This window comes from Pigmentiphaga sp. MLSB6-MA01, from assembly GCF_058793475.1.
Genome location: NZ_JBXAFV010000001.1, coordinates 269,782 through 286,244, shown reverse-complemented (window position 1 = coordinate 286,244; position 16,463 = coordinate 269,782). Strand labels below are relative to the sequence as shown.

Genomic DNA, 16,463 nt, shown 5'->3' with positions numbered 1-16,463 from the left:
AGGTCTCCTCCATGGCGCTGGGCCATGGTCGTGGTCGACGCGGTGCGGATGCCGAAGCCGGGGTGCCGCGTTCAGCCCCGGAAGCGTGGTTCGGGCAGGCCGCCCACGCCCACGTCGAGCGCGAACAGTCCGCCGGCGAGCGGTTCCCGGGCCAGCTCGGGGATGCGCTGCGAGTGGCTGGTGACGTACAGCGTGTCGAGCCCCGCGCCGCCGAATGCGGGGCAGGTCGGGTTGGTGACCGGCATCTGGATGACCCGGTCCACGCGCCCTTCGGGCGTGAGACGGACCAGTTGGCCGGTGGCGACCATCGCGTTCCACAGGCAGCCGTCCACGTCCACGGTCGAGCCGTCGGGCCGGCCGGCCTGGTGCGTCCAGTCCTTGAAGACGCGGCGATTGGAGATGGCACCGTCGTCCAGGTCGTAGTCGAAGGCCCAGATGACCTGCCGGTGCGTATCGGCGAAGTACATCGTGCGGTCGTCGGGGCTCCAGGCGATGGAGTTGGGCAGCACGACATCGTCCAGCATGACGTGGCAGCGGTGGTCCGGGTCGAGGCGGTAGAGCCGGCCTTCGGGCGTGCGGCGGGTATCGGGCATGCTCCCCACCCAGAAGCGGCCGCGGCGGTCGCATTTGCCGTCGTTCAGGCGGTTGTCGGGCTGGTCGGGTTCGGGGTTCAGCAGGGGCCGGGGAGCTTCGCCGGTATCGGGGTCGTACAGGAACAGGCCGTGGTTGGTCGCCAGCAGGAAGCCGCCCGTCTCGCGCAGCGCGATGCTGCCCACCAGGAGTTCGGGCGGCAGTCTTTGCGCGCGGTGTCGGCCGGTGGCGGGTTCGTACGATTGCAGGGCTGGCCGCCGCACGTCCACCCACCACAGGCGTTGGCTGCGGCCGCACCAGAGCGGGACTTCGCCCAGGATGTCGGCCCCTTGGACGACGCATTCGATATTACCGGCCACCGTTGTCTCCTTTGGTCTTGTGTGCCCCGTGATGCCAAGGCGTTTTTTTCAGGTTATTCCGTAATTCGGGATTCGTCAAACATCCTATTATTTAGGATTAATGGTGTTGCAGGAGTGTGGCCGGTATAATCCGCCCCACCATCCTGGTCCATGTCCGCCCCGAGCGCCCCGTGAACGCATCCGACAACGCCCGTCCGGCTTCCACGCTCGCCCGCGCCTTCGAGGTGCTGGAACTGCTGTCCGTCGAGCACCCGTTGCTGCGCGTCGAGGACGTCATGTCGCGGCTGGGCCATACCCGCTCCACGGCCTACCGGTACGTGAAGGAACTGTGCGATGCGGGTGTGCTGGCGCCGTCGTCGGGCGGCATGTATGCGCTGGGGCCGCGCATCATCGAACTCGAACGCATGCTGGTGCTGACCGATCCGCTGTACCTGGCTGGCCGCAAGGTGCTGCCGGCGGTGCGCGAGCCCGGCAGCGTGCTGCTGTTGCACAACCTGTATCGCGACAAGGTGCTGTGCATCTACAAGGAAGGTCCCGATTCGCTGGAATACCGAGGCGAGTCCATCGCGGTGCGGCGCTCGCGCGGCATGCCGTTCCCGCTGTTCCGCGGCGCGGCCTCGCTGGCGATGCTGGCTTTCTTCACCCCTCATCGCATCCGGCAGGCTTATCTGCGCAGCGCCGACGAGATCGCGCAGGCGGGCCTGGGGCGCGGCTGGGAAGAATTCCGCGGCGCCTTGGCCGCGATCCGGCGCCGCGGTTATGCCACCAGCCGCAGCCAGATCACGCCCAATCTGGCGGGCGTGGCGGTGCCCATCTTCCTGCCGGGAGAAAAGAAGGTGATCGGCAGCCTGGCGCGGGCGTTCCCCGCCGAACTGCTGACGCCGGAGATGGAACGGGCGTGCCTGGGCCGCTTGTCCGAGGCGGCGGGGCTGATCGCCGCGGAATTCGTCCGGGCCGGGCACGGCGCCTAGGGGGCGCGGCCCGGCGGGAAGCTATCTCTCGAACACCGGTCCGTCGACCACGATGCGGTGCATGAGCCGCTCGCCGGCCGCATAGTCGTTGACCGCGAAGTGCCAGGTCTGGTGGTTGTCCCAGAACGCCAGCGAGCCGACGCGCCAGCGGAAGCGGCAGGCCAGCGCGGGCTGCTGCGCGTGCTGGTACAGGAACTCGAGCAGCGGCCGGCTCTCGGCCTCGGTCCAGCCCTCGAAGCGGACCGTGTAGGCCGGGTTCACGTACAGGATGGGCTTGCCGCCTTCGGGATGCCGCACGACCACGGGGTGCGTGATGTCCGGATCCGGCGCCCGTCCCGTCTTCATGCGCGATTGCACGCGGGCGTTGGAGTGGACCGCGCGCAGCGGTTCAAGCGTGCGCTTCAGCCCTTCGGACAGGTGCTCGTAGGCCGAGGCCATGCTGATGAACAGCGTGTCGCCGCCCGAGGCCGGCGCCTGCCGGCACAGCAGCATCGTGCCCCAGCTGGGCGCCTCGCGGTAGGCCTGGTCCGTATGCCAGCTGCCGCCGATGTTGCGGTCCTGGCCAGGCTCTTTCGTGACTTCGGCAATTTCCTCCGAACCGGGGATGGGCGGGATGATGCCGCTGGTCGGTACCGTGGGGCGGCCGAAGCGGCGGGCCAACGCGACGTATTGCTCGGACGTGAGGGTCTGGTCGCGGAAGAAGATGACGCCGTGGTCGACCAAGGCCTGGCGGATGCGGCGGTAGACCTCGGGTGCCTGCTCGGCGGCCAGGTCGATGTCCTCGATCTCGGCGCCGACATAGGGATTGAGCGGTGCGATGCGCATGTCTGGGGTTTCCGTGGAACTGGCGTCGTTCGGCCGATCAGCGGCCGAACGACTTGTCGAATACTTCGCGAAAGCGCGTCCGCTCGATGATGCCGCGGTAGCGTTCGTAGTCGGCCTTGACCATGCCGGCGAATACCTCGGGCGTGACCTGCTCGGGCTCGAAACCGAGATTGGCGAGCGCCTGCTGGCCCTGGGCGGAACGGGTGATCGTGTTCATCGCCGTGTTCATCCGCTCAAGCACCGGCGCCGGCGTGCCGGTCAGCATGAAGACGCCCAGCCAATCCTGGAACACGATGTCCGGGTAGCCCAGCTCGCCGGTGGTCGGGATGTCGGGCAGGAAGCGCGACCGCTTGCTGCCGGTCACCGCCAGCACCCGGATGGCGCCCGCCTGCTGCTGCGCAATGGCGCTGGCGACGGGGAGGATGATGGCCGGTACGTGGCCGCCCAGCAGGTCCTGCAGGGCAGGGGCATCGCCCTTGTACGAGACGTTGTCGAGCTTGACGCCGGCGGCTTGGGAGAAACTCGTGCCAACCAGGTGCTGGCTCGATCCGGTCTGCGCGGCGTACAGCGCCCGGTCGGGATGGTCGCGGCACCACTGAAGGTAGTCGGCCAGCGTCTTCACGCCGGCGGGGACGGCGGGGCCGACCGCGAAGGTCATCATCGATCGCCCCGCGATGCCCACGGGCGCGAAGTCGCGCAGCGGGTCGTAGGGCAGGGTGGAGACGACGTGCGGCGAAATCACGATGGGGTAGGCCGGCGACAGGAACATCAGGCTGCCGTCGCGCACGCCGCTGTTCTTGACGTGGGCGTAGGCGATGGCCCCGCCCGCGCCCGCCTTGTTCTCGACGATCAGGCGGTCCGCGTAGCGTCCGGTCAGGCCTTCGGAGAACATCCGGGCCAGCTTGTCGGTGGCGCCGCCGGGCGGCGAGCCGACCAGCATGGTGGCCTGCGGCAGCGCCGTGGCGGCCCATGCCTTGCGCGCCGACGCGGCGCAGCACAGGCCCGCCGCCGAAACCAGCAGGAACCGGCGGCGCGCCTCGTCCCGGCCCTTGTCCACTGCGTTCATCGCCATGATTTCGTCTCCTCTTGTCGGGCCCTTGGTGGGCACGCTAGGCCGGCATGTCGCCGGCGGCGTGCGCCCGGGCCACTTCCTCGTCGATATCGGCGCCCCATCCGGGGCCCTCGGGCAGGACGAAGCAGCCGTCCCGCATCGTCCACGGCCGGGTCAGCAGCTCCCGGCGCCAGGGCACTTCGTCCTCGTCGTATTCCAGGAAGCGCAGGTTGGGGATGACCGCGCAGAAATGCGCGCTCATCAGCGACCCCAGCGGACCATGGGAGTTGTGCGCGGCCACGTTGATCTCGCAGGCGTCCAGCAGCGCGGCCATCTTTACCGACTCGGCCATGCCGTTGAACACCACGTCGACGATGCCCACGTCCACGGCTTGCGCGTCCAGGTAAGGCTTCAAGGCGCGCCGGCCCAGCACGGTCTCCAGCGACGCGATCGGGGTGGAGGTGGTCCGGCGGATCAGGCCCAGCGCGTCCGGATAGTGGCTGTCCATCTCCAGCCAGGTCAGGGCCAGCGGCTCGACCGCCCGGGCGAGGCGGCGCAGGCCTTCGGTCTTGTAATTGAAGTTCAGGTCCATCATCAGGCCCATGCCGGGGCCGCCGCCCTCGCGCAGCGCGGCAAGCTGGTCGACGACGCGCCGTTCGATGGCATGGTCGATGTTCAGTTCGAACGCGCCCGTTCCCCGGCCGATGGTCGCCGGCTTGCCGTCCTGGAACACCAGGAGATTGGTCTTGAGCGCCCGGAAGCCGCGCCGCGCGGCTTCCCCGGCCAGGCGCTTGAGGTCATCCAGCCCGCGCACCGGAGCTTCCCCGATGACGCGCTCGAACAGATCCAGGTTGCGCGCCCGGTACATGCCGAAATGCGACCAGTAGACGGGCAGCTCGCTGCGCAGGGCGCCGCCGAACAGCTCGCATACCGGTATGCCCAGCGCCTTCGCCTTCAGGTCCAGGCAGGCGTTTTCGTAGGCGCCGATGGCGAGCGCCTGCAAGCCGCCGGCGGTCATCTGGGTCAGGGCGTAGAGCCTGGCCGACAGCCGTCCCACGCCGCGGGGGTCCTCGCCCATGACCAGGTCGGCCATGCCGCGCACCACCGAAGCCAGTCCCCGCCGGCCGCGCGACTGGTTGAATTCGGACCAGCCGACCAGGCCGTCGTCCGTGGTCAGCTTCAGGAACGACCAGTCGTCCCAGCCGCCGTCCACGTGGAATTGTTCGATCCGGGCGATCTTCATGATTTGAGTTGATGCAGCAGGGGGTCGCCGCGCATGAACCGCCGCAGGTTCTCGCCGACCACCTCGGCGATGCGCCGGCCGGTGTGGGGGCTGCCCGCGCCGGCCGTGTGCGGGGAGATGAACAGGTTGGGGGCCCGCCACAGTGGATCGTCCGCCGGCAGGGGCTCGGGATCGGTGACGTCGATGAAGGCGCCGCGCAGGTGGCCCGTCTCCAGCGCCGTCCGCAGCGCGGCCTGGTCGACGGTCTCGCCGCGCGACAGATTGATGAAGAGCGCGCCGGGCTTGGCCGCGGCGAAGCGCGCCGCGTCCATGATGTGCCGGGTGGCGGGCAGCGCGGCGATGCACAGTGCCACGACGTCGGCTTCGGCCAGCACCTCGTCCAGCGCCTCCATGGGCCGCATCTCGGCCAGCGGGCTGGAGGTCAGCGACCGGGACAGGCCGACGATCTTCATGTCGAAACCGGCCGCGCGGCGCGCCAACTGCGCGCCGATGTTGCCGAAGCCCACGATGGCCAGCGTCTTGCCTTCCAGCGACACCAGCGGGGGGTCGAAGGCCTTGCTCCACTCGTGGCGCAGCGAGCGGTCGCAGATGACGGGGATGCGGCGGGCCATGGACAGGATCATGGCCATCCCGTGTTCGGCCACGGCCGGCGCCACGGCGCCGCCCTGGTTGGTGAGGACGATGCCGGACGGCACGCCGTGCGCCAGCAGGCCGGCGGCGCCGGCCGACAGCAATTGCACCCAGCGCACCTTGCTGCCGGGCTGCTTCATCGCTTCGGCAATGGCCCGGCCCGGCGCGCCGCGCGGATCGGACAGGACCAGGGCGTCGGCCTGGGGGACCAGCGGCGCGACGTCGGCCAGGTCCTCGCAGATCACCAGGTCCAGGTCGTCGAAGGTCTTCAACGCGCGCTGCACCGGCTCGCGCGCGATCGTGGTGCTGAATATGACTCGCATGGTCAGGCGGCTCCGGAGGATAGTCGTTCGCGATAGACGCGGGCATAGGCCGCGCCGCGCACGCCGAACTCGGGGGCGACGGGGCGCCCCTGCGGGACGGTCAGCCACAGGCGCAGCAGCAGGCGCCTGTGCTGTTCGTCGTCTTCGAATTCGGTGCGGGAATGCAGGTTGGTGAAGTTGTGCCAGAGCAGGATCTCGCCCGGGGCCAGCATGAAGCGCAGCGCCAGGTCCTCGCGCTCGGCGGCCCGGGAGAAGGCTTCCAGCGCCTCGGCCAGCCGGCCGGGCAGGGGCGTGCCCTTTTGTCTCGCGGCCTCGCGCATGAAGCTGCCCGCGTACATGCAGCTGACCTGTCCGTCCACGCAGCAGAAGACCGGGATCTTCTCGTCGGTGACGGGCTTGCTGCCCAGCCGCGCCTCGGGAATGGCGAGGTAATAGCCCTCGTACAGCGCCGGCAGCAGGTCGGGGTGTTCGCGCAGCAGCGCGTTGTGGATGGCCAGCGAACTGACCAGCGCGCTCTGCCCGCCGTGCGCCGCCGACCGTATGCATTGCAGGCCGACGACCTCGTACGAATCGGTGTGCATGACCAGCTCGCCCGCGCTGCGATAGCCGCGCGCGACCGGGTCCTTGTCGTCGCGTTCGACCCGGCCCAGCCTGTCGCCGGCATGGCTTTGCACGGCGGCCTCGCCCAGGTGCGTGCCCAGCGCCCAGTAGATGCGCTCGAGCTGTTCGGGATCGTGGCGGGCCGGATCCAGGCCGGTCAGCAGCACGGCGCCGCGCCCGCGCATGAGGGTCTCGCGCAACTCGTCCAGCAGCGCGACCAGCGCGGGCTGGCGGACGTCGTCGCGGGTGACGGCCTGCGGCGCCTTGCCGGCGGTCTCGTCCAGCAGCCGGGCGAGGTCGTCCAGTTCGGCCTGTTTCAACGGGCGTTCCAGGGCCCGGCGGCTTTCCAGTTCGCGCGCGGTCCAGGCAGCGGGGTGGTCGATGAAAGTCTGGCAGATCGGTGTCATGGCGCCTCCTTCCGCGTCGTGAGCAGCTCAGTGGGCGACGCCCAGGGCCTTGGCCAGGGCGCGCTTGCGTTCCTCGGGCACGTCGAAGCGCATCTCCACGCCTCCACGCACGGCGATGCAGCCGCGGCTGCTGTCCGGCGCCATCGCCAGCGAGGTCGGACTGATCGAGCAGGTCAGCTTGAGTGCCTCTTCCGACAGCAGCCAGTTCAGGTAGAGCCGGGCCGCGTTGGGGTGCGGCGCGTCGGCGACGAGGGCGATGCTGCGCGGCGACATGATGGCCGGTCCTTCCAGGTACTGGACGGCGATGGGCGCTTTCTTCTCCAGCAGCCGGGCGGAGAAAGAAGCGAAGGTGGGGGCGTTGAAGACGTAGGCGCCCGCGGCCACCATTTGCGCGCCCGAGGCGCCGCTTTGCGTGATCTTGTAGTTCTGCCCGGCCAGCTTGCGCAGCAGGTCCATGCCCTGGGCCCGTTCGACGGCATCGAGCCAGCCCATGTAGTTGTCGGCCACCTGCGGATCGGTCAGCAGGAACTTGCCCTTCCATTTCGGATCGGCCAGGTCGGACCAGGTCTTGGGGACGTCCTGCGGTTTCAGCTGTTCGGTGTTGTAGGCCAGCGCGACGAGGTCGGTGGTCCAGACGAAGTGCTTGCCGGCCGTGCGGAATTCCGGCCACTTGCCCAGGTTGGGCAGTACCGATTTGTCGACGTTGGCGAAGCGGTCCGGACGCTGCTCGAACGGCACGGGGGAACTGACGCTGACGATGTCCGCCCGCACGTCCTTGGCGTCGTACTCGGTGGAGAAACGCTGCATCAGCGGGCCGGTGGGAAAGCGGATGAAACTGCCCTTGATGCCATAGCGTTTCTCGAAGGCGGCCAGCAGCGTCTTGCTCTGGTTCTCGTCGGACGAGGAATAGATCATGAGCTGCCCTTCGGCCTGGGCGGCCTTGACGAGGGCGGCGGGTTGTTCCACGTCCTTGCCTTGCTGCGCGGACGCGGGCGGGGAGACGGCCAGGGCGGCGCCGAGGGCGAGTCCGCCGGCGGCGAGGGGAAGCAGGCGGGCAGGGAAAGAAGCGGGGTCCGGCATGGTCGGGTCTCCTGCGGAAAGGAAGGCCGCTAGGCGGTCGCGGAGCGGGCGAAACGGGGACGCCCCAGCAGCAGCACGGCGGAGACGGCGATGGCCGAGACGACGCCGATGATGCTGCCGATGGCGGCGAGCTGCGAGTAAGTGCCGTTGTCGAACAGGGTGAGGATCAGGTAGCCGATGACGGGGTTGCGGGGGCCCGACAGGATCGCCGCCGCGTTCAGTTCCCCCAGCACCAGCGCGAAGATCGAGGCCCAGCCCGCGGCGAGGCCGGGCAGGATCAGCGGCAGCTGGACGGCGCGGAACGTGCGCGTCGGCGATGCGCCGAAGATGCGCGAGGCCTCGGTCAACTGGTTGCCGACCTGCTGCACCGACGATTCGGCGGCGATCGAGGCCGTGGGCAGGTAGATGGCCACATAGGCCAGCAGCAGGATCAGCCAGGTGCCGCCCAGGCGGAAGGGGGCGAAGCCGAAGGCCACGAGCACGCCCACCGCGAAGACGATGTGCGGAATGGCGGCGGGCACCTTGGTGACGATGCCCAGGCCCTGCTCGCGCCGGCCGCCGGCGTGGCGCGCCACGACGGCGATCAGCCCCGCGGCCAGGACCGCGGCGGTGGCGGCGCAGATGGCCAGCATGGTGCTGTTCCAGATCGCGTCGCGTGCCGCGGACGAGGCGCCGAATTCCGCGAAATTGTCGAGCGCGAGATCGGCCAGGACGATGCGCGAACGCCAGAACGGTTGCAGCGCGACCACGATCAGCGCCAGCAGCGGCAGCACCGAGGTCAGCAGCACGTACAGCAGCACGGCCAGCCGGGCCGGCCAGCGCCAGCCGCCCAGTGCCAGGAGATTGGGGCGCACGCCCATCCCGCCTATCTGCGCATGTCCGGTGCGCGCGGCGATGCGCCGCTGGAGCAGCCAGATCGAGGCGATCACCACCATCAGCAGCAGTCCGATGATGACGGCCTGCGAGGTCTTGGGCGGATAGGAGAAATTCAGCAGCCGGTAGATGTAGACCGACAGCACCTCGATGCGCGCGGCGCTGCCGATCAGCGCGGCGATCGAATACAGGCCGATGCTCGATATGACGCAGACCAGCACCGACGACCCCACGGCATGGCGGATGGCGGGCAGCGAGACCTGCGCGAAGCAGCGCAGGCGGCCCTTGCCGCACATGCGCGCCGCTTCCTCCAGGCTCGGGTCCAGGCCGCTGAAGGCGGCGGCGGCGATGACGTACACGTGCGGCACCGCCCACAACGCATACAGGAAGACCAGGCCGGCCCAGCTCTGGATGGCGACCTGGTCGGCCTCGACCGCGATGCCCGCCGCCTGCATCATTTCGATCAGCGGTCGGGCCAGGAAGCCGGCGCGCGGGTCGGCCAGGAACAGCCAGCCTATGGCCATGGCGACCGGAGGCAGCAGGAGCGGAATGACAGGCAGCAGCCTGGACAGGCTGCCCCAGCGGGCGTCCGTGCGTTCGATCAGCCAGGCGAAGAACACCCCCACGGGCACGGCGATGACGGTCGTCGTGGCGGCCAGGATGACGGTGTTGCGCACGGCCGCGAGCAGGCCGGGGGCGGACAGCGTGTCGCCCCACAAGGCCCAGTCCGGATGGCCGCCGGGCGCGACGGCGCGCACGACGATCAGGATGACGGGATAGAAGACGATCACGCCCAGCGCCAGCAGCAGCGGCGCCATCAGCCAGGCGGCCGGCACGCGGGCGCGCGCGCGGGCGGCCGGCCGCGCAAGCTCCTGGGCCATGTAGGCGCTCATGGGTGTGTCCTCCTGCCGCGCCCTCCGGGCGTCCGCGCGGGCGCGCTCATGCCGGGAACCATCGCAGCCCGTCGGTGGGCAGGGTGACGTCGATCGCATCGCCTTGCCGCACCGGCGCGGCCATCGGCCCGCGTCCCGTCGTCCAGGCCGTCATGACGATGCCGGCGATCTCGAAGCGCAGCTCCTGGCGGGCGCCGAAATAGATGGCGTCCCGCACGATCCCGGAGAAGCGCGGGCCGGTATCCGCGGGGGCCGATCCGGCGGGCGCGATGGCGATGCGTTCCGGCCGTATCGTCAGCCATCCCGCATCGCCCGCCCGGGCGCCCGGGCGCATGCCCGCCACGGGCAGGCTGCCCAGCGGCGTGGAAACGGTCGCGCCATCGCCGGCGAGCGTTTCCACCCGGCCCTGCACGCGGTTGATCTCGCCGACGAACTCGGCCACGTACAGCGAGGCGGGGTGCTCGTAGACTTCGCGTCCGCTGGCCAGCTGGGTGATGCGGCCGTTCTCCATCACCGCCAGCGTATCGGCCAGTTCCATGGCCTCTTCCTGGTCATGGGTGACGTAGATGCCGGAGAAATCCGCCTGCGCCTTCAGTTCCCTGAGTTCGCGGCGCAGCCGCCGCCTGACCTTGGCATCGATGTTCGACAGCGGTTCGTCGAACAGCATCACCGACGGCGAGCCGACCAGCGCGCGCGCCAGCGCGACGCGCTGCTGCTGTCCGCCGCTCAGTTCGCCCGGGTAGCGGTGGTCCAGCCCCGCCACGCCCAGGCGTTCCAGCACGTCGGCCACGCGGGCGCGCACCGCGTCCTTGCCGAGGCCGTCCAGCGAGGCCAGCGGATACGCCACGTTCTGGAAGACCGTCATGTGCGGCCACAGGGCGTACGACTGGAACATCATGCCGATGTGGCGATGCTCGGGCGCGACGAAGACCTTGTCGCGCGAGGAATAAACGGTGCGGCCGTTGATGTGGATTTCGCCGCCCGCCGGCTGTTCGAGCCCGGCGATACAGCGCAGCAAGGTCGTCTTGCCGCAGCCGCTCGGGCCCAGCAGGACCACCAGTTCGCCCCGCCGCACGGCAAGGTCCACGGCGTCCACTGCCAGCACGCCGCCATGTCCCTTCCGGTCGCCCGGATAGGTCTTGGTCAGCCCGCCGACCCGTACGATCACATCGCTCCCGGAAGGGAGCCCTGTCGCTGCGGCCAAGGTGTCTTCCTCCAGATCGGGTGACGCGCTACAGTCGCCACCAGTCTTTTTGGTTGTTTGTTCAATCTAGCATGAAAACAAAAAAATAATGAACAGAAAAAATAAAAAACGTCATTAATGGTGTAAATTTAGACTATATGTCCAAAATGTGGACAAAGGAAGGGAGTGTGTCAGCAGTCACAGGCAAGATCCAAGGCGACCGGAGCCAGGGCGAAGACGCCTCGCCCAGCGCCGTCAAGACACTGGGCAAGGCCCTGACCGTGCTCGAAGCGGTGGCGCAGTGCGAGCATCCGCCCACGGTCGGCGAGCTGGCGGCGGTGGTGGGGCTGGCGCGGCCGACGGTGCACCGTCTGGTCCAGACCCTGGTCGGCACGGGCTTTCTCCAGCAGAACGCCAACGATGCCCGGGTCAGCATCGGGTTTGCCGTGCTGCCCCTGGCGTCTTCGCTGCTGGACAACAACCGGCTCAGGCTGGAGGCCCTGCCGCATCTGCAGGCCCTGGCCCAGAAAATGAACGAACGGGTCAATCTCGGCATCCTGCATCGCGGCCAGGTGCTGATCATCGGCGGCACCGAGAAGCCCAACCTGCCCACCATCTATTCCCGCTTCGGCCGTTCGGTGCCGCTCCATTGCTGCGCGCTGGGCAAGGCCATGCTCGCGTTCATGCCGCCGGACCAGGCGCGGGCGCTGCTCGAAGCGCGTCCCATGGTCGCGCGCGCGCCCAACACGATCACGACCATTGCCGCCATGGAGCAGGAACTGGCGGCCATCCGGGAGCGCGGCTACTCGACCGAACACGGCGAGAACTCGCCCACGTCCAGTTGCATAGGCGTGCCGCTGCTGGACCGCAACGACTTTCCGGTGGGGGCGCTCAGCGTGAGCGGGCGCTCCATGGAAGCCCTGAAGAAGGACGCCGGCGAGGCGCTGGCCACGGCGGAGCTGATTTCGCACCTGCTCTAGGCCTTGCGTTCAGGCCGGGGCGATCACCAAGGAGTGCCTGCATGAAGATCCAATCGGTGGAGATATGCAAACTCGAACTGCCACCCCGGACCTTGTCGACCCCGCCGCGCCGGCCCAGCTATAACCAGACGGCCCGCCGCGCCTTTCCCATCAACAAGTACCCGGAGTTCCCGCGCCAGTTGCGCAAGATCCCGGGCGAGGTCGCCGACGAGGCCTGGATCCGGGTGACGGCCGAGGACGGCACGTGGGGCGTGGGCCTGTGCCACTGGGGGACGCTGATCGCGCCGCTGGTCCGGGGGCATTTCGCGCCGCTGCTGGAAGGCCGGGATTGCCTGGCCACCGAGTTCCTGAACGATCTCATGTGGCGGTCGTGCCAGCGCTTCGGCGCGACCGGGCTGGCCTCGGTGGCGCGCAGCGGCATCGACCTCGCGCTGTGGGACCTGAAGGGCAAGCTGCTGGGGTTGCCCGTGTACAGCCTGATCGGCGGTCCCTGCCGCGAATGGATCGACTGCTATTGCACCAGCGACGACCTCGACTGGACGATGGAGTTGGGGTTCAAGGCCTTCAAGGTCAGCAACCCGGTCCACTACGAAGAAGGCACGGAAGGCCTCAACCGCCTGGAAGAGAAGGTGGCCAAGGCGCGCGAGACGGTCGGGCCGAATGCCGACCTGATGCTCAATCCTGTCATGTCCTTCAACGTCGATTTCGCGGCGAGGCTCATGGAGCGGCTATTGCCGTATCACCTGCGCTGGATCGAAGAGCCCCTGATGCCGCACGATACCGACGGCCTCGCGCAGTTGAAGCGAGCCGTTCCCACGCTGCCCATCGCCACCGGGGAAGACCACAAGGGCCGGCATGCCTTCCGCGAACTGATAGACCGCCGCTGCGTGGATGTGCTGCAACCGGACCTGCGCTGGTTCGGCGGCCTGACCGAGGCGCTCAAGGTCTACACCCTGGCCGAGGCCGCGGGCCTGTCGACCTTTCCGCATTCGGGCGCCAGCCTGCCCTTCGGCCAGCATTTCCATTTCGCGATGCCGGAAACCCAGCTCGCCGAATACTGGCTGGGATCCGACGTGGGCGTCCCGCTGGCCGAAGCGATGCGCCTGCCGGGCGTGCAGGTGCCGGTGGACGGCAAGGTCAGGCCATCGGACGCGCCCGGCTTCGGCATCGACCTGAAGAAGGAGTGGCTGCGGCCCTGGCCCTAGGCTGAATCGACATTCATTTTCTTGACCCGGCCCGGCATCGGCACCCTGGACAAGACCTGCACCGCCGGGCACGCATGGATCCAGCCTAGTCCATCAGCGTGATCCCGGCGCTCTTGGCCACGCTGCGGGTGCTGTCGATTTCCTCGCGGATGAAGGCGTCGAACTGCGCTGGCGTGGACGCCACCACGTCGTTGCCCCAGGCGTTCAACTGCCGAACGATGTCCGGCCGCTTGATGGTCGCGATCAGGTCGGCGGACAGTTTCTGCGCGACGTCCGCGGGCAGGCCGGCCGGCGCCACGAAACCGAAGATGCTTTCGTACGCGTAGCCCGGCACGCTTTCCCCTACGGTGGGGAAATCCGGGTGTGTGGGACTGCGCTGGCCGTTGGCGATGGCCAGCAGTTTCAGCCTGCCCGACTGGATGTGGGGCAGCGCTGATTCCAGGATGACGAAGCCCAGCTTGAGCCGGCCCGGCAGCAGGTCGTTGTAGGCCGGCGCGCTGCCGTTGTAGGGTACGTGCGGCATGTCGAGGCCGGCCTTGACCTTCAGCAGTTCCCCTGCGACGTGGGTGGCCGTGCCTATGCCCAGCGATGCGTATTGCAGGCGTCCGGGTTCGGCGCGCACGAGCTTGATCAGTCCCGCCACGTCGTCGGCGGGCAGGGAAGGGTGGGCCACGAGCGCGATCACCGCCGAGCCGACCTGCGTGAGCGGCGTGAAGTCCTTCAGCGTGTCGTAGGGCAGCGTGCTGCGCAGCGCGGGATTGATGGTGTGCGAGCTGATGACCAGTCCGAACGTATAGCCGTCGGGGGCGGCCCGCGCGACGGCCTGGGTGCCGATGATGGCGCCGGCCCCGGCGCGGTTTTCCACCACGACGCTCTGGCCCCAGCGTTCGCCCAGCTTCAGCGCGATCAGTCGCGCCATGCCGTCGGTGGCGCCGCCCGGCGGCATGGGTACGATCATCCTGACGGGCCTCTGAGGATAGGTGGCCTGCGCGCGCAGCGCGGGCGAAAGCGCCAGGGCGGCCGTCGCGGCCAGCCACTGGCGGCGTCGGATGTCCGGCGAACAGGACGAAGTCGTCATGTCGATTCCTTGGGCGTGAATGGAAGGTGGTGTATCCATGGCCGGCGCAACGCGTCCCGCCGCTGGAAGCCGTCGATGAGCTCCTTGCGCTTCAAGGTCTGCGCGATAGGATCGAGTCCTTCGAGCAGGGCCTCGCGGCGCAGGGCCTGGATGTCGAAGCCGATGCGCGCGCCGTCGGCGCCGGCCACGAAGCACTGGCGCAAATCCACCGTCATGGGAGTGTCGGGGTGGTTGCGCGCCTGCGCCGCCAGCGACTCCACGCCGGCGCGCGGCAGACGCACGGGAAGCAGGCCGTTCTGGAAGCAGTTGCCGTAGAAGATGTCGCCGAAACTGGGCGCGATGACGCAGCGCACGCCCAGCGCCAGCAGGGCCCAGACCGCGCCCTCGCGCGAGCTGCCGCAGCCGAAGTTGGCGCCGGCCAGCAGGATGCGCGCATGCCGGGTGGCTGGCTGGTTGAAGACGAAAGCGGGATCTTCCGTGCCGTCGGGACGATAGCGCAGGGACTCGAAGCAATAGGGCCCCAGCGCGTCGCGCGCGACGCCGTTGAACAGGGGCTCGACCCGGATGATCAGGTCGGTGTCGATGTTGTCGCGCAGTAGCGGCGCGGCCACGGATTCCAGGCGGTCGAAGGGCGTCATGCCAGGCTTGCCTCGAAATCGCGGACGTCGCAGATCGCTCCGGCGACGGCCGCCGCCGCGGCCATGGCCGGGCTGGTCAGGTGGGTCCGCGCACCGGGGCCCTGGCGGCCCACGAAGTTGCGGTTCGATGTCGAGACGACCCGCTGGCCGCGCGCGGCCAGGTCGCCGTTGGCGGCCAGGCACATGGAACAGCCGGGATCGCGCCACTGGAAACCGGCCGCGAGGAAGATCCCATGCAGCCCCTCGGCCTCGGCGGCCTGCTTGACGCGCTCGGATCCGGGCACGACCCAGGCCTCGACGTGCGCGGCCACCTTGCGGCCCCGGACGACGGCGGCGGCGCTGCGCAGGTCCGACAGGCGGGCGTTGGTGCAGGAGCCGATGAAGACCCGGTCGATGGGCGTGCCGGCGATGCGCTGGCCCGGGTTCAGCCCCATGTAGTCGAGCGCGGCCTGCGCTGCGTTCCGGCGCTGCGCGTCGTCGAAGCCGGCCGGATCGGGCACGATGCCGTCGATGGCTACCACCTGCTCGGGGCTGGTGCCCCAGGTGACCTGGGGCGCGATGCCGGCCATGTCGATCAGCACCTCGCGGTCGAAGCGCGCGTCGGCATCGGAGTGCAGCTTGCGCCAGTAGGCGGCCGCTGTGTCCCAGTCCCGTCCGGCGGGAGCGAAGGGCCGGCCGCGCAGATAGGCGTAGGTTTTTTCGTCGGGGGCGACCATGCCTATTTTGGCGCCCAGTTCGACCGAGAGATTGCACAGCGTCAACCGGGCTTCCACGTCCAGCGCGGATACGGCTTCGCCCGCGTATTCGATGGCGTGGCCGGTGCCGCCGGCCGTGCCGACGACCCCGGCGGCGTGCAGGATCATGTCCTTGGCCGAGACGCCCGGGGCGGCCTGGCCGGCGAAGCGTATCCGCATGTTCTTCGGCTTGGCCTGGACCAGGGTCTGGGTGACGGCGATGTGCACGAACTCGCTGGCGCCGATGCCAAAGCCCAGCGCGCCCAGCCCGCCATGGGTACAGGTATGGCTGTCGGCGCACACCACCAGGGCGCCAGGCAGCGTCAGGCCCTGTTCGGGTCCCACCACATGGACGATGCCCTGGGAGCCGCTGCCCACGTCGAAGACCCGGATCCCGCGCGCCTGCGCTTCGCGGCGCAGATCGCCCAGCAGCCGTACGCCCTGGGGCGTCGGATCGGCGCGCCCCGGCAGGGTGGAGACGGAATGGTCGGGAGAGGCGAAAGTCAGTTCGGGATTCCGCATTTCCAGGCCGCGCCGGCGCATGTCGACCAGGGCCTTGCTGCCCGCGTCCGTGATCAGGTGGCGATCCACGTGCAGCAGCGCGAAGCCGTCACCCAGATCGGCGACCACGTGATCGTCCCAGATTTTGTCGAAGAGCGTACGCGGCATCGGCACTTCGTTTCCCCATCCCCATCAGGGGTGAAATCGTATAATCATTATGACAACATAACAATTTTTATGCAAAGCGGGACCCATGCGACGGACGTGCCACAATGGCGCGCCACGGCATGACCCGTGG

The 16,463-nt window shown here is 68.9% G+C and carries 15 protein-coding genes; 3 read left to right on the top strand and 12 right to left on the bottom strand.

Annotated features, from left to right (window positions below; genetic code table 11):
* Positions 1-71: 71 nt before the first annotated feature.
* Positions 72-950, bottom strand: coding sequence for an SMP-30/gluconolactonase/LRE family protein (locus tag AC1Q6E_RS01460; protein ID WP_492572075.1), 879 nt, complete (start codon positions 948-950; stop codon positions 72-74).
* A gap of 170 nt (positions 951-1,120) precedes the next feature.
* Here AC1Q6E_RS01460 and AC1Q6E_RS01455 point away from each other — a divergent pair, with 170 nt between their 5' ends.
* On the top strand, positions 1,121-1,921 hold the full coding sequence (locus AC1Q6E_RS01455; RefSeq protein ID WP_296558043.1) for an IclR family transcriptional regulator: 801 nt from the start codon (positions 1,121-1,123) through the stop codon (positions 1,919-1,921).
* 21 nt (positions 1,922-1,942) lie between these two features.
* Here the strand turns inward: AC1Q6E_RS01455 and AC1Q6E_RS01450 are convergent, their stop codons facing one another.
* From AC1Q6E_RS01450 to AC1Q6E_RS01415, 8 genes are read right to left on the bottom strand one after another with little or no spacing between them, the layout of a single operon-like run.
* Positions 1,943-2,746 (bottom strand): TauD/TfdA family dioxygenase, encoded by an 804-nt coding sequence (locus tag AC1Q6E_RS01450; protein WP_152792887.1) that lies wholly within the window; start codon positions 2,744-2,746, stop codon positions 1,943-1,945.
* 37 nt (positions 2,747-2,783) lie between these two features.
* Positions 2,784-3,818, bottom strand: coding sequence for a tripartite tricarboxylate transporter substrate-binding protein (locus AC1Q6E_RS01445; RefSeq protein WP_152792886.1), 1,035 nt, complete (start codon positions 3,816-3,818; stop codon positions 2,784-2,786).
* 37 nt (positions 3,819-3,855) lie between these two features.
* The gene (locus AC1Q6E_RS01440) at positions 3,856-5,040 is read right to left on the bottom strand and encodes a mandelate racemase/muconate lactonizing enzyme family protein (RefSeq protein WP_152792885.1); all 1,185 of its coding nucleotides are present in this window, start codon (positions 5,038-5,040) and stop codon (positions 3,856-3,858) included.
* Positions 5,037-5,993: a D-2-hydroxyacid dehydrogenase gene (locus tag AC1Q6E_RS01435; protein WP_152792884.1), complete on the bottom strand. Its 957-nt coding sequence runs from the start codon at positions 5,991-5,993 to the stop codon at positions 5,037-5,039. Before AC1Q6E_RS01435 ends, AC1Q6E_RS01440 begins: the two co-directional genes overlap by 4 nt.
* Before the next feature lie 2 nt (positions 5,994-5,995).
* Positions 5,996-7,000: a TauD/TfdA family dioxygenase gene (locus tag AC1Q6E_RS01430; RefSeq protein WP_152792883.1), complete on the bottom strand. Its 1,005-nt coding sequence runs from the start codon at positions 6,998-7,000 to the stop codon at positions 5,996-5,998.
* A gap of 27 nt (positions 7,001-7,027) precedes the next feature.
* Positions 7,028-8,080: an extracellular solute-binding protein gene (locus tag AC1Q6E_RS01425; protein ID WP_152792882.1), complete on the bottom strand. Its 1,053-nt coding sequence runs from the start codon at positions 8,078-8,080 to the stop codon at positions 7,028-7,030.
* 29 nt (positions 8,081-8,109) lie between these two features.
* Positions 8,110-9,846: an ABC transporter permease gene (locus tag AC1Q6E_RS01420; protein ID WP_296554681.1), complete on the bottom strand. Its 1,737-nt coding sequence runs from the start codon at positions 9,844-9,846 to the stop codon at positions 8,110-8,112.
* 46 nt (positions 9,847-9,892) lie between these two features.
* The gene (locus tag AC1Q6E_RS01415; protein WP_152792880.1) at positions 9,893-11,014 is read right to left on the bottom strand and encodes an ABC transporter ATP-binding protein; all 1,122 of its coding nucleotides are present in this window, start codon (positions 11,012-11,014) and stop codon (positions 9,893-9,895) included.
* Between the two features lie 203 nt (positions 11,015-11,217).
* On the opposite strand from AC1Q6E_RS01415, the gene AC1Q6E_RS01410 reads away from it, so the two are divergent.
* The gene (locus AC1Q6E_RS01410; protein ID WP_296554680.1) at positions 11,218-12,009 is read left to right on the top strand and encodes an IclR family transcriptional regulator; all 792 of its coding nucleotides are present in this window, start codon (positions 11,218-11,220) and stop codon (positions 12,007-12,009) included.
* A gap of 41 nt (positions 12,010-12,050) precedes the next feature.
* On the top strand, positions 12,051-13,214 hold the full coding sequence (locus tag AC1Q6E_RS01405) for an enolase C-terminal domain-like protein (protein WP_152792878.1): 1,164 nt from the start codon (positions 12,051-12,053) through the stop codon (positions 13,212-13,214).
* A gap of 85 nt (positions 13,215-13,299) precedes the next feature.
* Here the strand turns inward: AC1Q6E_RS01405 and AC1Q6E_RS01400 are convergent, their stop codons facing one another.
* From AC1Q6E_RS01400 to leuC, 3 genes are read right to left on the bottom strand one after another with little or no spacing between them, the layout of a single operon-like run.
* Positions 13,300-14,292, bottom strand: coding sequence for a tripartite tricarboxylate transporter substrate binding protein (locus AC1Q6E_RS01400; protein ID WP_296554677.1), 993 nt, complete (start codon positions 14,290-14,292; stop codon positions 13,300-13,302).
* Positions 14,289-14,930, bottom strand: coding sequence for a 3-isopropylmalate dehydratase small subunit (gene leuD, locus AC1Q6E_RS01395; protein WP_152792876.1), 642 nt, complete (start codon positions 14,928-14,930; stop codon positions 14,289-14,291). The genes AC1Q6E_RS01400 and leuD overlap by 4 nt, the downstream gene beginning before the upstream one ends.
* Positions 14,927-16,333 carry a 3-isopropylmalate dehydratase large subunit gene (gene leuC, locus AC1Q6E_RS01390; RefSeq protein ID WP_152792875.1) on the bottom strand — a complete coding sequence of 469 codons (1,407 nt, stop codon included), beginning with the start codon at positions 16,331-16,333 and terminating at the stop codon, positions 14,927-14,929. Before leuC ends, leuD begins: the two co-directional genes overlap by 4 nt.
* Positions 16,334-16,463: the final 130 nt, after the last annotated feature.